This is a genomic window from Spirochaetota bacterium (assembly GCA_004297825.1).
Lineage (GTDB): Bacteria > Spirochaetota > UBA4802 > UBA4802 > UBA5368 > FW300-bin19.
This window is the reverse complement of record SCSX01000093.1, coordinates 69179-87648: the sequence shown is the minus strand read 5'-3', so window position 1 is coordinate 87648 and position 18470 is coordinate 69179. Positions and strand designations below refer to the sequence as shown.

Sequence of the window (18470 nt, the reverse complement as noted above, 5' to 3'; positions counted from 1 at the left end):
GTGATGAAAAGTCAACGAAGAATTAAGGCGATCAGGAGGTCCGGGATTCCTGTGGCCCACGCTTCCCCCTGGAGTTTTCCGCTTGTTGGACGAAATTATCGTGAAGAATCAGGGATTCCGCCGCCTTTGTGGGGTGTCTATTCGGCATCATTCCGGTTTTCCGGGGGACTGGCCCGCAGTTTTCCGGCTATTTACACGATGTGTTCAAGAAAAGAACGTACTGAAACGTAAGTATCCCGGGGGTGGTTTGGCGGGCGTTAAAACCCGGTGATGATCTTGCCGCCGCCACTGCCGGGGGTGACGATCCCCGACTTCGTCCGGGGCTCGCCTTTCGGGTTGCTGATCGCCTGCTGGACCTGCATCATCAGGTTCATGAAGTAGGTCTGGGTGGCGATATACTCTTTTAGAAGCGGATTCGCGGTGACCTTTTCGGTGAGCTCCTGGAGTCGCTTCTTCTCGTCGGGCTCGATGGGCGCGCCCCGCGACTCCTTTTCGTACATCGTTTCGCTGAAGCCGGCGTATTCCTCGAGCAGCTCCCGCGCGGGCGCATCGGCGTCCAGCTTGAGGCTGACCTCTTCGTAGCGGCGGTAGAGCTCGGTTCCCTTTATGAGCAGGCCCAGGTCGTTTGCGGCCCTTAGTATGTCTTCCATTGAGACGCCCCCTGTGAAAATCGGTATCCGGAACGGCGACGCGGATTTGTCAATTACGCACAAGGGCGCCCGGATGGCAACGATTTTTCCCCTCCGCCCGTAAGAGTATCGGCCCCCGGCCCCCTCCGCGGCGCGGAAAAAATATTGACAGGGGGTGGCTTTTGCTGTTTCATTATCAGCGCAGACTAAAATGCGAGGACGGGGAACGATGGCCGAGATCAAGGAAGTGCTCGAGGACGAAAACAAAATTAGCACCGTCGTGGGCGACGATATAGAGCTGCGGGGCAGGCTCGTGTTCAAGAATTCCCTCAAGCTGAAGGGCTTTTTCGAGGGCAAGATCGAATCCAAGGGGCACCTGATCATAGGGCAGGAGGCCACCGTGAGCGCTGAGATACGGGCCGGGGTCGTCTCGGTCAATGGACGCGCGAACGGAAAGATCAAGGCGGCGCAGCGGATCGAGCTTTTCAGCAAGAGCGTGACGAACGCGGACTTGGTCACGCCGGAGCTCACCATAGACAAGGGGGCGGTTTTTAACGGCACCTGCGTCATGTCGGATAAGTGAGGCGTCCATGCGCCTTCGTCGATTAACGATCCCGATCCTGACCGCCGGACTGCTTATCGGGGCGGCCGCGCTGCCGGCATTTGCGGAGGTATCCGGACAGGGGAATGTCCCCCGGATCGGCTTCGGGCTCGGGGGCGGATACGGGTGGCATGACCTCCAAAATGCGAGTTCCAACGGAGCCGGCAAACCCACCGGCAGCGAACAGTTCACCGGAGGGTTCGTTTTCGAAGGCATGATTTCCGAACACATGGGGCTTCAGGGAAGCCTCTGGTACTTTCACGAGGAGATGAAGTTTCCTTCCATGGAGGGGACGAAGGTACGCGATTACTCGACGGGGTTCACCATACCGATGCTCGCGATATTTCCTTTTCACGCATGGCGCTTCACCTTCGGATTCCTCGCGGGGATCGAGTTTTTTCTCATGACCTCGAACAGGTACTCGATCTCCGGGGGAGGAAAGACCGAGAGTTTCGACGCCCTGAAATTCATAAACTACCAGCAGCTCGCGATCGCCGCGGGCATCGATATACGTATCGCCGTGTTCCGCTTCGTCGACTTCTTCGTATCCGGCACGGGCGAATATTTCATGACCACGTTTTCGAACGATCCCTCGGGCGGCGCCGATCGCCTGTACGGGTACGTCATCCGCACCGGCGTCATGTTCCGCACCTACCACATTTTCTGACCTGTATTGAATCGGAGAGTTGCGTCTTCTTAATCGGCGGCAGCGGGCGCCTCGCCCGGCGGGTCCTGGCGCTTTTTCAGCACGCATTCATTAATGGCGTCGATGAGCACCGATGCGCCGTACGGCTTCTGTAAAAAGCCGGCCGCCCCCGCCCTGCGCGCCTCCGCGATCCGCTCGTCTTCCGCGAACCCGGAACACAGGATCACGCACACGCGGGGATCGATGCGCTGCAGCTCCGCGAAAATCTCGAAGCCGGACATCCCGGGAAGGGAAACATCGAGCAACACGGCGTCGATTATGCCGCGGTTTTCCCGGTACAGGTCAATCCCCGCGTGTCCGCTCGATGCGGTATACACACTGTATCCGCACGACTTCAGGATTCCCTGGGCGACGCGCAATAGGGGCTTCTCATCATCGATAACGAGTATGCACGCCTCTGCCGGGCCGGACGCGAGCATGGGGCCCCGGCCCGTTTCGGTGCGGTCCTCCCCCGCGAGGGCGGGCAGGAAAACGGAAAAGACCGATCCCTTCCCCTTCTCGGAATACGCGCTCATGAACCCGCCCAGATGCTGGACTATCCCGTACGCGACGGAAAGCCCCAGTCCCGTTCCCTCCTCCTTTTTCTTGGTGCTGAAGAAGGGCTCGAACACCCGCGCCACCGTGTTCTCATCCATGCCCACTCCCGTGTCCCTGATGTCGATCTTATAGTAGGTCCTGTCCCTTACGGCCCCGGGATGCATCAGGACGAGGATATCCCCTGCGACGACTTCCCCCAGGCGGACTGTGAGCGTACCCCCTTCCTTCTGGTCACGGGGGCGCATGATGGTCATCGAGTGGGAGGCGTTCACGCAAAGGTTCAGGAAAACCTGCTCGACCCGGGTGGGATCGGCCATTACGCGGCGCGGATGCGCCGGTTTCTCGAATTCGAACGCCACGCTTTTGGGAAAACTGTTGCGGCACATCTTCGTGACGTGCTCGATCGAAAGCGCGATGTCCACCGGGACGAGCACCAGCTCCTGCTTGCGGGAGATGGAGAGGAGCTGGCGGACGAGATCGGCGGCGCGCGTCGAGGCCTCGGAGGCGGTCGCAAGGTACTCGCTGACCGCTTCGCGCTGTCCAAGGGTTTCCTTTGCCAGCAGAATTTCCAGGAGACTCAGGCTCCCCATGACCCCGCCCAGCATGTTGTTGAAATCATGGGCCAGCCCGCTCGTCAGGGTACCGATAGCCTCCATCTTCTGCGAGTGAACGAGCTGCGACTGGATGCGGTCCCGCTCCTCCTCGGCGCGCCTGCGCACGGAGATGTCGCGAAAAATTCCCTCCACCCCCGCGACCCGTCCCGACAAATCATGGTAAAAATGACTGCTTGTGGAAATGAGGACGGGCGATCCGTCTTTCCGGCGCAGCGTGATTTCGTAATCGGTCACCGATCCCTTTTCCCGAAGCGCGTCAAGGAACACCTGCCTTTCATGGGGATGATAATAGAAATCCTCCGCGATGCTCTTCCCCAGGCAGTCCTCGACCGAATCGTACCCCAGGACGTGGGCGAAGCTGGGACTGAGCATGGTGAGCAAGCCGTCAGGATCGCTTTGGTACACCACGTCCTGGATGTTCTCGATCACGTTGCGGTACTTTGCCTCGCTCAGCTCGAGCTCGACGTTGGAGGCGAGGAGCTCCTCGTTGGTCGCTTCGAGCTCCTCCAGGGCCTCCTGGAGCGCCTTGTTGTTCAAATGGAGCCGAATTTCCGCGAGCTTGAGCTCGTGTATGTTCGTGAGCACTCCCCTTATGCCGCGAAAAATACCTTCCTCAAGAATAGGCCTGCTGAAGCTTCGAACCCACCTGGCTTCCCCCGAGGCCGTCACTAACCGGTAGTCGTCGGGCTTCATGATTCCCCGGGAAAGTTCGGCGAAGCTCTGGGCGATGAGGGGGAGATCCTGGGGAAGGATGAAGTCCGCAAAGTTCCTGCCGGTGTAGTAATCGGCCTCGTAGCCGGTGATGCCGCGAATAGCGGGACTCACGTATGTAAGAGTGCCCGCTTCATCGGTCGAGAATATCACCTCGTCGATGCTCTCGACCAGCGTCCGGTACTTTTCCTCGCTCCGCCGCAGCGCCTCGCCGGCCAGCCTGCGCTCGGTGATATCGGTTACGAAGGCGAGTGTCACGGGACCGTCGGGAAACATCACCTGGGCGATATTGATTTCGTACGGGAAGCGGCTGCCGTCGGCGCGAAGACCCGTCATTTCATAGATCGTGGGGATGGCCTTCCCGGCCAGCCGGTCCCTGATATAACGCCTCGCTTCATCCCGGTTTTCGGGGGCTATGAATTCCAGCAGGCTCCGGTTCGCTACGCTTTCTGCCGGGGGCATCCCGGTCATTTTAATGAACGCCTTGTTAACGTACAGAACAATCCCCTCCCGCGCGAGCACTACGGGCACCGGTGAGGATTCGATGAGCGTGCGGAACTTCGCCTCGCTGTCCACGAGCAGCGCGTGGGTCGTGATGAGCTCGGCGTTGGAGGCTTCGAGCTCCTCCATTGCCGCCTGGATCTCCTCGTTCGTACCCTCGAGCTCCTCGTTGGTGCGATTCAAGATTTCCTGGGCCTTTCGACGCTCGACAATTTCCTCGCGCGCGCGCTCGTAAAGCTCCCGGTTGACGAGCACAAGATCGGCAAGTTCCTTTTCGCGCGCCCGCGTCTTCTCCAGTGCGTCGTGAAGGAGGTTGATAAAGAAGCGCAGGAGCACGGTAATCGCCGCGATCGTCGCCAGCGTTATGATGATCCGGTTGAAAAAGAACTCATCGTCAGATCGCACGGTCTTTATTATGGCAGCGCGCTGCAAAAACGCGAGAATAAGGTATGAACAAAGCGAAAGTCCGGCTACCACGAATGGTCCCGTCCCGCGCCGCATGAGCATTGCCGCCAGGAGAATTGCGAGCACGTATAATATCATCGCCGGCGCGCCCATACCGCCTACGTAATTCCCGTACACGGCGGCCGTGAGTATGAGGACGACGGGTACGAAGCGGCCGATACGCCAGCGGCCGTTTCGTACCGCGAGAATCATCCCTTCGAGACAAAGGACCGAGATCAGGGCGAACCACAGGAGCGTATCGAGCGGGATGGATGAGACAAGAAATCCTGAAAGCGAGATGAGGACGAACACCACGGATATCGCCCCCATGACCAAAAGCACTGCCCTTGTCATGTATTCACGGCGCGCGTCATCCGGATTTTCCGATGACGGCCGGGTAAGCCTGTTCCAGGTTTCCTGTATCCGTTTCATTAATATAACGCCGTATCACCCTGCGGGTGCAGCCTGTAACGTGGATAATGATAGCAGGATTTTATTCGGGCGCAAGTCATTAATACCGGACGGTGCACCGGCCGCGGCCCCTGCGCGAAGGCCTGTATCAGCCCCTTGCGATCAACTCGTGGAACGCGGACAGCATTCTCCCCGTAAAAACGCCGGGCGTGCCGGTCCCGACCGCTCGTCCGTCGATCTTCACCACCGGCATTATCTCCGCGCCGGTGCCCGTGAGGAAACACTCGTCGGCGGTATAGAGATCGTACGGGGTGAGCGCTGCCTCCCGTGCGGGAACGGCACGCCCCCGGGCAAGTTCAAGGACCGCGTTGCGCGTAATCCCCTCAAGCGCGCCGTGCGCCGGTGACGGCGTGAGGAGTTCGCCGTTGCGGACAATGAATATGTTGTCGCCGGTGCATTCGGCGACCATTCCGTCGTGATTCAGGAGCACGGCCTCCAGGCAGCCGGCGCGCAAGGCCTCGGTCTTCGCGAGTATGTTGTTGAGATAATTGAGGGATTTGATGCGCGGGTCCAGTGAATCCGCCGGCACCCGCCTGAGCGAAGCTATTATAATGGCAATCCCCCTGTGGTAATTCTCCTCCGGGTACAGCTGGATATCGTCAACGATGATGATCACGCTCGCACGCGGGCACTGGAGCGGGTTGAGGCCCAGGTTTCCCTCCCCCCGTGTGACCACGAGCCGGATATAGCCCTCCCCCCGCGCGTTCGCCGCTACGGCAGCGCGGACCGCGGATTCCATCTCCGCCGGGGTCAGGGGAATTTCGAGCGCGATTGCCGCGGCGCTCCGGTACAGGCGCTCAAGGTGCTCCGCGAGCCGGAAGACCCTGCCATGATAGATGCGGATTCCCTCGAACACACCGTCACCATAGAGAAGACCGTGATCGAAGACCGATATCTTCGCGTCTTCCCTTTCATAATACGCGCCGTCAATATAAACTTTCATAGTACCTCCCTGTCCGTATAGACGTCCCGAAGCAAAGCATAACCCTCGCCGAATCGCTTTTTAAGGACACGATCGAACCTGCGCACGATCTTCATAATATAGATATCGTGCTTGATGTAATCCTCCGCGAGCGTCACGAATCCCACGTTCCGGCTCCATGCGCCCTCGACCCTCCCGTCGTCGAAAATGGTCGCCATGAGGGCCTCCCGGGAATCGGCCACCACGACCAGCGTGCGCCCGCCTTTCTCCTGTTGAATCGTGTCCTCGATGGGATGCTCGAAGAACATTCCAGTTCCCCCGGGGGGGTGCCCGAAGTGAACTACCGCGATTTTCACCCCCTCCCGTTCCCGCTCACCTAATGCGGGGGCGATAATGGCGATCTCGCCGGGCCAGCCCGATACGAGGAGTGTGTGCCGCGCTCCGGTCGTGAGGCGAAGCGCTCGCACTGCGAGGGAGTCGACGTCCTTGAGATTCCAGATGAATGATACCTCTCCCGCCGGGTTAAGCCTTGAAAGCTCGCGCTTCAGTCCGTCCAGGGTCGCGCCCATGCGCGCCCGCGCACCCTCGACCAGATCATCCGCCCCCCTGGGCACATAGCGCCGCTTTCCGCCCTCATCGGTCACCGATACCGCGTCCCGATCCAGGAGCCTGGCCAGCACTTCGTATACCTTCGAGCTGGGGATGCCCGATACGCGCGCGACCTCGTACGCGGTCGCGGGGTTCGACTGGATGAGCGCCATGTAGGCGCGCGCCTCGTATTCTGTGAACCCGATCTCCTGGAGGCGCTCGAGTGTTTTATTAACTACCATGGTAGTTAATATTCTTCCAGGGTATATATTCTGTCAACCGGTTTTTAAATGAAATACTGTTCCCTTGAGCGCAGCCATTTCATCAGCTTCGAGGATGTCGATCTGAAGGTTCTCTTCGAGGAGGACATCAAGGTCTTCGCACGCCTCCATGTCGAACCCCACGCTTACCTTTTCATCGACGAGTTCCAGTACGCGAGGGAGGGCGGGAAACAGCTCAAATACCTGTACGACACATACCCTGGAAAAAAAATCATCATCTCCGGTTCGTCCGCGGCCGATCTCACCGTGGAAGCGGTGAAATTCCTGGCAGGCCGCATCTTCCTTTTCACGCTGCTGCCCTTCTCGTACGGCGAATTCCTGCGCGCCGTGAACCCTGACCTGCACGCGCTCTTCGAAGGGATGGCCCCATCCGCGCCCATCTCCGAGCCGGTGCATAAACAACTCATCGCGGTCATGCGCGACTACCTGCGCTACGGCGGTTATCCCCACGTCATCACCGCGTCGAGCGACGATGAAAAGCGTGAAGTGCTGAAGAACCTGGTGAACGTCCTGTTGCTCCGGGATATACGCGACGTGTCGGGCATCGCGGACGAGACCGTGCTTTACAAGCTGCTGCGGCTCCTGGCCTTCCAGACGGGAAGCATGGCCTCGTACACGGAGCTCGCGAACGCATCGGGCCTCAGGGACCGGCGCGTCCGCGAGCACCTCGCCGCGATCGAGAAGACCTTCGTGCTGCGGCAGGTGTACCCCTTCTTCTCCAATCCGCGCACCGAGATCGTAAAGAACCCCAAGATTTACTATCTTGACATCGGTTTGCGCAACGCCGTCATGAACGATTTCCGGGGAGCGGACGAACGCGCGGACCGGGGAGCGCTCGTGGAGAATTTCGTGCTCACGGAGCTCTTGAAAAACGGCCGGCAGGTTAAGTATTACCGCAGCAAGTCCCAGGCCGAGGTCGACTTCATCCTGGACGAGCGCCTGCCGGTCGAGGTGAAGGCAACCCCGGTCAAGGGTGTTTCGCGCTCGTACCGCGCCTTCGTGGACCGCTACGCACCGGAACGCGGCTACGTGCTTTCCACGGGCCCGTCGTCACGGCTCATGGTGAAGGATTGCGTAACGCACATCGTCCCGGCGTATCTGGCCGGGATGATTGAGTAGGATAGGATTAATATCTAGGAATTTGCGTTCTCGTTAAGGTGAAAACCCCCTGACATAACCATGTTTTTCGGAAGTGTGCTCCTCAAAAATGATCACCCCTCCCCGACAGAAAGCCCCCGTCGGAGGGCTTAAAATTTACGCTCGTCGCTATGCCAACCGCTGCCATCATACCAGAAGTCCGCATAACGCTTCGATACGATGTCCGTTGTTTTCAGTACAGTCGTACCATCTTTATCAAGACAGGAAACCATCAGCACACTATCGGCGCTTTCATTACTGTTGATCACACGGGTGATCTTTCCCATCACCGGCGACAATGAACAGCTTTGTGTTTTTTTATCGTTTCAATCAACGATATCAGCGACATTGTGTTCTCCTGCTATGATCTCAAACATTCATATAGGCCGTTCGCACTGAGTCAGCCTGTGCTCATTGTCCGTTCGCGTTGAGCGTGCCTGCACTGAGCCCATCGAAGTGTCGAACCATGAACGGCTCTTGCCTTCAATCTCATTCTTCGACAAGCCTGTCGAGGGGCTCAGAACGAACTGACTACTGTCACCGTTTCGCCGTGAGCGGCTTCGGCAGGTTCAGGAAGCGGATAGTCTCTTGATCCTGTCGGTGCGTGCACACTATCTTCTGCCTCACACCGACAGGTTGAAAACCTTAACTACAGCTGAATCCTGAAAATCGTCTCGCTTCCGTCAGGAAAAGTTGCGTGCAAACGTACATCCGACTCCTTGATCGCCTGGTTTAAAGCTTTTGAAGATTTGACAAAAAAAGTATAGTTGTAATGCACCTGGGTTTCATATGATCCATAGATAGTCTGTTTTATGGGAACAAAGACATTCCCATCGTAAAGATTATTCCCCTTTCCATCAACAAGCATGAACTTCATCTTGAGTTCGCTGAAAAGAAAAGGCATGTTGTACAGAATGGAGAAATAAAGGTAGCGCGATTCCTCATACTGCATCTTGTCAAGAGAATCGGCGATTTTTATCTTCTCCTCCTCTTTCAAATCGCTGTTTTCAACAAGCATACGTCGGCCATAGCGTTTGAACTCATCAAATCCGTACTGGTTCAATATTCCTGCATAGACCTCGGCCTTTCCGTACTTGTCACTTTGTCTCGACGAGTCCTTTTCTACCGGAAACCTGCTGATGTTTGGTCCGAGGAACAAAGAAACACATGATGAAAAAAATAACACCGGAACAAGACACATAATCAGAAACATCATTCTTCTTTTCATTGAATTCTCCTGTAATTTATATTTGCTCAAATTACTCAGCAGCATCTCATTAACTCTTCACTCTCATTCTTTTTCTCCGTCTCATCCTCATCCACTCATTGCACTTACTCGCCGTGGGCGCTTCGGCAGGCTCAGCACAGGCTCGTCGAACTGTCGAAATGCTCCGTTCGCTGCTGTTTGTTTGATTTAGATTGGTTGCATTTCATTTCACTACAAGCCTCATGTTTTAATAATATAAATATCTAGGAAATTGCGTCCTCGCCAAGGTGAAAGCCCCCTAACATAACCATGTTTTTCGGAAGTGTGCTCCTCAAAAAAGATCACCCCTCCCCGACAGAAAGCCCCCGGCGGAGGGCTTAAAATTTTCGCCGGCCCCCAAATCGCGCTTTTTCTTGAAATCCGGACAAAACGGCCCCCGACCATTCCCCAAATTGTGAATAACGGTGATGAAATGTCAACGTATAAACGAAGCAACAGGGAAGCCGGTATTGTCTACGGCCCCCTCTTCATGGATCGGAAATACCCCTTGTAAAGCGAGCACTCCCGCCAGATCCTGTACCATGTTTTCTCCGCGAAATTCGCGAACACCACGGAAGGAAACATCCGCGCGCCGCAATCGGGGCATTGTTTCGGATTGTTCTCGAACGAATTAACCACCAATGAACACGAATAGACACGAAAATGATTTAAAGAACAATTCTCTCCCACTCGAGTTTGGTATTTTTAAAATTTAATATTATCCCGAGTTTCAAACCAGTTACCCTGAGAATGGTCATGCATTAAATTTATACCCTTAAAAATACATTTTATTTTCTTCTTGAATTACTCATTCTATCTATGATTATTCCTAAAAATACAAATAATTTTGAGGGGAATTAAATGATTACTAGTCGCGTCCTTCTTTTTACGCTACTCGCCGTTATGATCGCAAGCAACGGCCGCCCCGTGAATGCACAGGATAAAATGTCGATTGCCATTCTTGATTTTGAAGCCAACGACGTTTCCATTTTCGCCGCAAAAGCAATATCGGAATTTATCAGCATCGAAATGGCCAAGAAGCAAGATATCACCGTTATTGAGCGGGCCCAAATGAAGGCTATTCTCGATGAGCAGGGTTTCCAGCAAACAGGATGTACCGACCAGGCATGTGCGGTAAAATTGGGAAAGCTTCTCTCTGCGCAGAAAATCCTAATCGGCTCGCTCACAAAAACGGGGAATGCGCGCGTAGTCTCCGCCAAGGTTGTGGATGTCACTACGTCAAAGATAGACTTTGCGGAATCAGAAAAGTGTCTCAAGGAGGAGGATCTTGAGCTCGCATCGCGAATTCTCGCGGTGAAACTAATAAACCAGATTTCAGGAAAAAATTATTCTATTCCATCAAGAACCTATCAACAGGATGAGGAACGAAATCGATTCTCAATAAATATGGCATTGAGATACGGCATGATGCATAATGTTAAATTACCGTCTTTGGAAATTAGCAATGATGGAATGGTAACAAAAAAAGCAACAAAAGCTTCTGATGTTTCATCGCTTTCCCTGGTAGTTTCACCTGCTTTCCAGATTTCAAATATTTTTGGTATCGCGTTAGATTTTAAATACTTATTCAGCATAGATCCCAAGATGGCTTCCTCCATTTATCAAAACAAAACTGTAGGAAGTGAACAGATTTTTGTATATTTTCAACACAGAGGAAGAATTGCATCCAAAGGGTATGGAGTTTGTATTAATCCGATTATTTTCTATAATTTAAGTGGTTTTTCTTTTCACCTGTCTACAGGCATGGGTTTGGATTATATAATAATCGATGAATATGCTCCGTATTATTCATTTGATCACCGTATTGGTTCAACTTCTATATATTCTCAAAATGGATATCAGAAATATTCAAGCTATGGCTATAAGCCTTTTTGTAAAGCCGAAACAGGTGTGGCAGTATATATGTCAAGATTTGTAGAAATTGCATTTGCAGTAGGAATAAATTATCATTTTGCATCTGAATTGGTCACCGATATTAAACTCCGCAATGATGGAACCAGTTCGACTGGCTCTCCACCTCAAAGCTGGAAATCGATAAAGAATAACTATAAGGGAAACTACCCGCCGGAATATTACATTCAAGGCGGACTCAACTTCCGGCTTTTCTAGCCGTCCAATCCATCCAACAACAATGAAAAAAGGCCGCCCCTTACGGGACAGCCCTTTTCTGATTCTTTATAATTGAATGCTTAGAGACTAGCCCAGCTCCGCCATGATGGCCGGGATGACTTCGAACAGGTCGCCCACGATACCATAGGTGGCGATGTTGAAGACCGGTGCTTCCGGGTCCTTGTTGATCGCGACGATGCACTGCGAGCCCTTCATACCGGCCACGTGCTGGATCGCGCCGGAGATGCCGGCCGCGATGTAAAGCACGGGGGCGACGGTCTTGCCGGACTGGCCCACCTGGCGGGCGGCATCGGTCCACCCTGCGTCGACGACGGGACGGGACGCTGCGTATTCGCCGCCCAGCTTCTTCGCGAGGTTCACGATGATGTCGTTATACTTGTCTTTTTCCTTGGTCCCGCGGCCCCCGGCGACGATGATCTTCGCCTGGCTGATGTCGACCGAGCCGGCCATCATAGCGACGATTTCCTTCGTCGTGCGCCTGGGTGCGGAAATGGCCGCCGCGACGGCGGTGACGCTGCCTGCGCCGCCCGCGGCTTCCTTATCAAACGCGCCTTTCTCGAAGGTGACGACAAACTTGTCGGTCTTGATCGAACGCTGTTCCTGGATCTTTCCGTTGTAGGTGTTGCGGTTAAGCACCAGTGTCCCGCCCTGCATTTCGAACTTGTTGCAGTTCGATACGATACCGGCGCCGATCGCGAGCGCGGCCTTCGCGGCATAGTCGACACCGTCGTAGCTGTGGGGAATGAGCACGCCCTTTACGTCCTGGGCGGCGACCACTGCCTTCACGGCTTCGGTGTACGTGTCCGCGTTGTAGGCTTCGAGCTTCGCGTCAACTACGGAAAACACCTCGGGAATATACTTGGCAACCTCTTTGGCGAGGCTGTCGTCCTTGTAAAATACCGCGGCTGCGGGAGCTGCGCCCATGGCGGAGGCAATAGCCTTGGCGGCCTTGCAAAGCTCCAGGGTCGCATCGCTCAGTTTGCCGCTTCTCTGTTCCGCGACTACTAAAATTCTGGCCATTTCAAAACCCCCTTATAGCACCTTGGCTTCGTTTTTCAGTTTATCGACGAGCGTCTTCGCCGCCGTCTTCGCATCCCCGGTGAGGATTTCGGCTTTGTGTTCGGAGACCGGGAAGAACATCTTCACGAACTTCGTCTTGGAACCGGCTTCGCCCAGCTCCGCCGCGCCGATTTCGCCGGCTTTCTTGATATCGAGTCTCTTCTTCTTCGCCTTCATGATGCCGGGAAGGGTGGGATACCGCGGCTGGTTGATGCCGGACTGGATGGTGAGAAGCGCGGGCATCGCGATCTCGGCAACCTCGTTGAAGCCGCCCTCGAGCTCGCGGTTCACCTTCATCGTCTTGCCGTCGCCGCCCACTTCGATCTTCACAACGTTCGTGCAATGCGGAAGACCCATGAGGTCGGCTATCATGACGCCCGTCACCGCGGACTGGTCGTCTTCGGCCTGAACGCCGGAGAGCACGAGGTCGACGCCGCCAAGGCTGTCGATAGCCTTCTTGATGGCCGCGGAGACAACGTAGTTGTCACCTTCGTCAACCTGGGAATCCATGACCTGGATGCCCCAGTCGGCGCCCATGGCGAATGCCTGGCGAATTTCCTTGGATACGCGCTCGGGGCCGGAGGAAATGATGATGACCTCGCCGCCGAACTTTTCCTTGAGCTGGAGACCTGCCTCAACCGCATACTCGTCGAAAGCATTCATCTTAAAGGCAATCTGGGATTCATCGATCTTGGCGTCGCCAACGATCTTGAATTTGGATTCCATATCTGGAACCTCTTTCACTAAGACAACTATCTTCATTGTCCCACTCCCCTTAGATAAAATTTATGAAAATGCACATGGCTAAAAGGCTGACACACCTTCCGGCAATGGTACCGGGGGGACTTTTCCTGTCAAGAGTAATTAATCCATTCATGTACGCAATCGGGGTAATTGAGCAGGTTTTATTAGGGGTCAGAGAAGGCCCCCCGGCGAGGAGGCCCCGGGGCGGACCGTCCATGCGGCGCCGTACTATCGGGGCATGGCGGGCCGGAGTTTCGCGGCGAAACCCTCCCCACCCGGCAGGATATTTATTTCTTCCATAAAAGGGCACGGATCGCACACCCCGGAACAGCCGCGGAGGCACTCGATGTATTCGAACCCGGTCATGTGGTCTTTCCGGATTCCCTGTTTCGCCGTCGCTATTCAACCTTCCTCAAGAGGGCCTCGATATCCACGCCAAGTCCCTCGATGAAGGTGTTGCGCGCGAGGTCCCTGCGGAGAAGCGCAATGTTATATCCGAGCAGCGCGCGCGCCGCGACGTGTTCCGCGCGCGTATACGTATCGAGCGCCGTCTTGAGGTTCGTCGACTGGACCCTTCCCCGCTGGAACTGCATGAGCACCTCCGCGTAATACGCCCGCGCGAATTCCCTGGCCTCCCCGGCCTCGCGGTACACGGCATGCGCCGATGCGCAGTCCTTTATGCGCGCGGCGACCTCGTCGCGAATCTCGCGCTCGATCTTCCTCAGATTCTCCCGCTCTACGGCGGCGTTCCTCCCGGCCTCCGCCTCGTCGGCCGCGGCACCGGAATCCCCTAACGGGTAGCGCATTTCCATACCCGCGTAATACTCGACGGCCTGCCGCCCCTGCCCCAGCGTTCCCGGGTACGAGTCCGGGTCGTACCCGTTCCCCCCGGCGCCCAGCTTCAGCATAAGCGAGGGGCGCGCGCCGTTAGACGCCATCTCAAGTTCCAGGCCGGCCCGTTCTACAGCGAGCTTCCGCGCGCGCCAGTCCGGGCGTTTCGCGAACGCGTCGCGGAGCGCGGAATCGAACGGAACATCGGGGGCGTTCACGGTGAAGGCCTCCTCGATCTCAATCGCGCCCCCCGGCGGAATGTCGAGCGCGCGCAGCAAGGCGCTCATGCATTCGTCAAGCCTCCTTTCCGACGCCGCCGCCGCCATGCGCGCCTGCGAGAGCCTGCAGTTCCACTCGTACGCCTCCTCGGGCGCGGCGAGTCCCTGGGTCAGCTTGAGCGCCAGCATGTCCCGTATCCCCGTCGTGCTCTGAATATCGGCGCGTGCGGTCGCCAGTTCCGCGCGGGCGTCCGCAACGTCGTAGAACGATGCCACTGCCGCGGCGATAAGGACGGCCAGGCGGGCCCGCACGACGGCCTTCTGGATATCTGCCTGGGTCCCGGCCCTTTTCTTTTCCAGCCGGTCGGCGCTCCCGAACGCGTTTTTAAATAGATCTTGCGCGATCTCGAGACGCACACGGGTGTTATACACGTCCCCGCCGAAATCGAACCTCTCCCCGCCCACGAGGAGACGGGTTTCGGGCATCATCGCCAGGGAGCTGTCCAGGGTCGCCCGCAGCGTCGTGCCGGTGCCCAGGCGCTGCTCGATTCCGCCGTATCCGCGCGCGGTCGACACGCCGTCGGTGGACCGGGTGAACATGTTGTAGCTCACGCTCCGTCCCCCCTCCGCCCCGGCGATGAGCAACGGATCGTACTTCGCCCCGTTCCTGAGCAGCGCGTCACCGGCGCCTTCGTATTCGATGAGCAGGGTCTTCACATCGCTGTTGCCGGCCAGGAGCCTTTGTATCGCCCCGCGAAGATCGATGCGCGCGGGCCTCGCCTGTGTTTCCCGGTCGCTCACGGCGTCGGCTTCGATATTTTTTACCGCGGGCGCGATCGCACGGTCCTCCGCGAAAACATGTGCCTGGAAAAGCATCACTATCGCCAGGAAGAGTATCGGCCCCCCGAATCTTTTCAATGTTCCGGTCATGACTTCCTCCCCGCACGCATTTTTTTCACGCGCGTAACCCGTGACGCCACGGCAACGGCAGCGGCATTTTCGGGCGCAGATATTTCAGGTTCGCCCGGACCGCGCTCCTTCACGAAGGAATAGAGCACCGGTATGAAGAAGAGCGTCACCGCGGTGCAGAAGAGCACGCCCCATCCCATGCACAGCACCAGCGGCCGCATGAGCGGAAGGTCGCCGCCGATGCCGTACGAGGTGGGGACGAGCCCCACGAACGAGGTGAGCGAGATGAGAAGGATAGGCCGCACGCGGTCGGTCGCCGCGGCAGCGATCGCCGCGGGCTCGCGCGAGGCGCACTCCTGGTTGAGCTGGTCGATCATCACGATCGCGTCGTTCAGCACCACGCCGAGCAGGCCTATCATCGCGACGAGCGAGACGAAAAGGAGGGGCATGCCGTGGATGAGGAGCGTAAGAAAAACCGCCGCGAGCGCGAAGGGGATCACGGTCATCGTGAGCACGGGCTGCAGGTAGGAACGGAAGAGTATCACGAGCAGCACGTACATCGCCGCGAGCGCCACGCCCATCGCCAGAAAGAAACCCCTCATACTGAGCGCCGCCTCCTCCTCCTGCCCGCCGAACTTCACCGTGAGACCCGGCACCCCCGCCGCCGACGCCGCGACATGGTCTTTCAGGAGCGCGTTCACCGCGGAGGGCGTGTTCTTCGTCTCATCGACGCTCGCCCGGATGGTGACGGCGCGCCTTCCCGCAAGGTGATAGCGCACGGGGGCGCCCTCGTGTTCCTCGAGGCGCGCGACGAGCGAGAGCGGAACGAGCCTCCCTTCCGCGTTCGAGACCGGGAGGGCGAGTATGCGGCCCGCGTCCTGCCTCCCGTCCCTCACCCGCACGCGGAAATCGATTTCCTCCCCCTGGAGGCGAATAGAAGTCGCGACGATTCCGTCGAAGGCCGCGCGCAGGGTACGCGCGACGTCGGCCGCCGTAAGGCCCGACCGCGCCATGGCGTCGTGGTCCAGGCCGACGCGCATCTCGGGCTTGCCGGGTGCGCTGTCGGTTTCGATCCCGTAGACGCCGTCCGTCCCGCGCAGGAACGCGAGCGTGTCCGCCTCCAGCTTTGCGCGCGCGGCGTCGTCGTCGGTGATGAAGGTGAGCTCGACCGCGCGCCCCACCGCGAACCCGTACTGCTCGATATCGAGCCGCGGGAAGCCGCGCTGCTTCTTGATGTCCGCGAGCAGGGGCCGCAGCGCGTCCATCATTTTCTCGGAGCGCACCGCGCGGTCGGCCGAGGGCAGCAGGTAGACGATGGTGATCGCGTAATTCTGCCGCATGCCGCCCACCGCGAGGTAGTCCGCGCTCATGGTGTGGTGGCCCGCCTGGGTGACCATGTTCTTCAGGCATTCCTTCGGCACGGCGGCGAGCACCGCGCCCTCGACGTGCGCCATGAGGTCCGAGGTCGCGGCAAGCGAGGTGCCGCCGGGCGTCTCCGCGACGATGGCGATGATGTCGGGGTCCTGGTCCTCGTCGAGCTTGAAGTCCAGGAAGAGCGCCGCTGCCGCGAAGGCGGCGGCGAGAAAGGCGAGCGAGGCGCCGATAAACTTTTTCCTGTTCCGGATCGCCCATTCGAGGCGGCGCGCGTAGGCCTTTTTCAAATCATCGAGCCAGCGGAGCCGGCGCGGCTCCACGAGGCGCGCCTGCGCACGGCACACGTGGGCCGGCAGGAAGAAGAATCCCTCGATGAGCGAGGTGACGAACATCATCGCGATCACCACGGGGATCTGGTGCATGAAGCGGCCCATGATCCCGGGGATGAAGAGGATGGGCAAGAAGGATACGATGATGGTGAGGCCCGCCGCGGCCACGGGAAGCGCCATGCGCCGCACCGCCTCGATGGTCGCCCGCACGGGGGGCATGCCGCGCTGCTTGTAGAGGTAAATCTTCTCCGAGATCACGACCGCGTCGTCCACGAGGAGCCCCAGCACGATGATCATGGACGCGAGCGAGACCATGTTCATGGTCATGCCGAAAAGCGCCATGAGGCCCATGGTCCCGAATATGGAAAACGGTATCCCGAACGCCGCCCAGAAGCCGCTCACGCGGTCGAGCATGAAGAACATGACCAGGTACACGAGCGCGAAGCCTATAAGGGCGTTAGCCGCCATGCTGTCGAGCATGCTGCGCGTGAGGACGGAGAAGTCGTACATCTCCTCGATACGGACATTGGACGGGAGCGTCTTCCTGGACGCGTCGACCGCCTCCCGGATATTTTCGCTCAGCGTGAGTATATCGGCCCCCTCTTGCCGCGTGACCATGAGCGCGATCGCGGGCTTCCCGTTGCCGCGGTACAGCACGGCGGGCTCCTCGAAGCCGTCGCGGATCACGGCGATGTCCGAAAGCCGCACGCGGTATCCCTCGAAGTTCGCGCTCACGATCACCTCGCCCACCTGCGAGGGGCGCTCGTACTCGGCCAGGGTGACCACGGTGCGGTCGTCCGTGTAGGAGTCGAGCGAGCCACCGCTCTCGCGGACGTTGCGCGCGCGGATGGCGTTCACCACGTCGGCGACGGCGATGCGGTCCCGCTTGAGATCGGCGGGGCGCACATCCACCTTCACCTCGCGCTTCCGGTAGCCGATTTTTTCGATCGTACCCACGCCCGGCACCTCGCGGAGTTTCGCCTCGAGCGCCCGCGCGTGCGCCCTGAGCTCGAGCTCCGACGCGTCCCCCTGGACGGCGAGCTCGAAAATCGGGTACTCGTTCGTGACCTCCTCGATGCGCGGGCGCGCGCTCACCTGCTCGGGAAGCCCCGTGACGCGCGCGACGGCCTCGCGCACGTCGGCCTTGACCGCCTCGGGATTTTTCGCCTCCTCGTCGATGCGCACCGCGATGACGGACATCCCTTCCATCGACACGCTCGTGAGCGCGCGGACGTTGCGGACGCCCCGAAGCTCGTCCTCTATCCTGCCCGTTACGTTGACCTCCACGTCCCCGGGCGACGCGCCGGGATAGACCGTGGTCACCCGCATCATGTACATGCTCATGTGCGGCATTTCCTCGCGGGTGAGCGTGAGCATCGAGAATACCCCGGCCATGAAGACGAGCGCCACGATCATGTTGGTGATCCGGTGGTTCTCGACAAAAAATTCCACGAGTTTCATCATGAC

Annotated in this window: 13 protein-coding genes; 4 read left to right on the top strand and 9 right to left on the bottom strand. The window is 57.9% G+C overall.

Annotation, left to right across the window (positions count from 1 at the left end; all coding sequences use genetic code 11):
- Positions 1-257 precede the first annotated feature (257 nt).
- Entirely contained in the window at positions 258-1013 is a 756-nt protein-coding gene (locus EPN93_21215) for a YlbF family regulator (protein ID TAL29611.1), read from the bottom strand.
- On the opposite strand from EPN93_21215, the gene EPN93_21210 reads away from it, so the two are divergent.
- Positions 841-1212, top strand: a complete 372-nt coding sequence (locus tag EPN93_21210; protein TAL29610.1) for a cell division protein — start codon at positions 841-843, stop codon at positions 1210-1212. The two genes, EPN93_21215 and EPN93_21210, sit on opposite strands and share 173 nt — an antisense overlap.
- A 7-nt stretch (positions 1213-1219) precedes the next feature.
- Positions 1220-1897 (top strand): hypothetical protein, encoded by a 678-nt coding sequence (locus EPN93_21205; protein TAL29609.1) that lies wholly within the window; start codon positions 1220-1222, stop codon positions 1895-1897.
- Positions 1898-1926: 29 nt separating this feature from the next.
- Here the strand turns inward: EPN93_21205 and EPN93_21200 are convergent, their stop codons facing one another.
- The 3 genes from EPN93_21200 to EPN93_21190 form a co-directional block, all read right to left on the bottom strand.
- Entirely contained in the window at positions 1927-5175 is a 3249-nt protein-coding gene (locus EPN93_21200) for a PAS domain S-box protein (protein TAL29608.1), read from the bottom strand.
- Between the two features lie 127 nt (positions 5176-5302).
- A complete protein-coding gene (gene ilvE / locus EPN93_21195; GenBank protein ID TAL29607.1) occupies positions 5303-6157 on the bottom strand; it encodes a branched-chain-amino-acid transaminase in 855 nt (284 codons plus the stop codon).
- Positions 6154-6966 (bottom strand): TrmB family transcriptional regulator, encoded by an 813-nt coding sequence (locus tag EPN93_21190; GenBank protein TAL29606.1) that lies wholly within the window; start codon positions 6964-6966, stop codon positions 6154-6156. The genes ilvE and EPN93_21190 overlap by 4 nt, the downstream gene beginning before the upstream one ends.
- 48 nt (positions 6967-7014) lie before the next feature.
- Between EPN93_21190 and EPN93_21185 the strand changes: the two genes are divergently transcribed.
- On the top strand, positions 7015-8124 hold the full coding sequence (locus EPN93_21185) for an ATP-binding protein (GenBank protein ID TAL29605.1): 1110 nt from the start codon (positions 7015-7017) through the stop codon (positions 8122-8124).
- A gap of 667 nt (positions 8125-8791) precedes the next feature.
- Here EPN93_21185 and EPN93_21180 read toward each other — a convergent pair.
- Entirely contained in the window at positions 8792-9370 is a 579-nt protein-coding gene (locus EPN93_21180; protein TAL29604.1) for a hypothetical protein, read from the bottom strand.
- An 879-nt stretch (positions 9371-10249) separates the two neighbouring features.
- On the opposite strand from EPN93_21180, the gene EPN93_21175 reads away from it, so the two are divergent.
- Positions 10250-11518 carry a hypothetical protein gene (locus tag EPN93_21175; protein TAL29603.1) on the top strand — a complete coding sequence of 423 codons (1269 nt, stop codon included), beginning with the start codon at positions 10250-10252 and terminating at the stop codon, positions 11516-11518.
- A gap of 87 nt (positions 11519-11605) precedes the next feature.
- Here the strand turns inward: EPN93_21175 and EPN93_21170 are convergent, their stop codons facing one another.
- From EPN93_21170 to EPN93_21155, 4 genes are all read right to left on the bottom strand, one after another.
- Positions 11606-12559 (bottom strand): electron transfer flavoprotein subunit alpha/FixB family protein, encoded by a 954-nt coding sequence (locus EPN93_21170; GenBank protein TAL29602.1) that lies wholly within the window; start codon positions 12557-12559, stop codon positions 11606-11608.
- A 12-nt stretch (positions 12560-12571) separates the two neighbouring features.
- Entirely contained in the window at positions 12572-13360 is a 789-nt protein-coding gene (locus tag EPN93_21165) for an electron transfer flavoprotein subunit beta/FixA family protein (protein TAL29601.1), read from the bottom strand.
- A 380-nt stretch (positions 13361-13740) separates the two neighbouring features.
- Entirely contained in the window at positions 13741-15321 is a 1581-nt protein-coding gene (locus tag EPN93_21160) for a TolC family protein (protein ID TAL29600.1), read from the bottom strand.
- A complete protein-coding gene (locus tag EPN93_21155) occupies positions 15318-18467 on the bottom strand; it encodes an efflux RND transporter permease subunit (GenBank protein ID TAL29599.1) in 3150 nt (1049 codons plus the stop codon). Before EPN93_21155 ends, EPN93_21160 begins: the two co-directional genes overlap by 4 nt.
- Between the last annotated feature and the right edge of the window lie 3 nt (positions 18468-18470).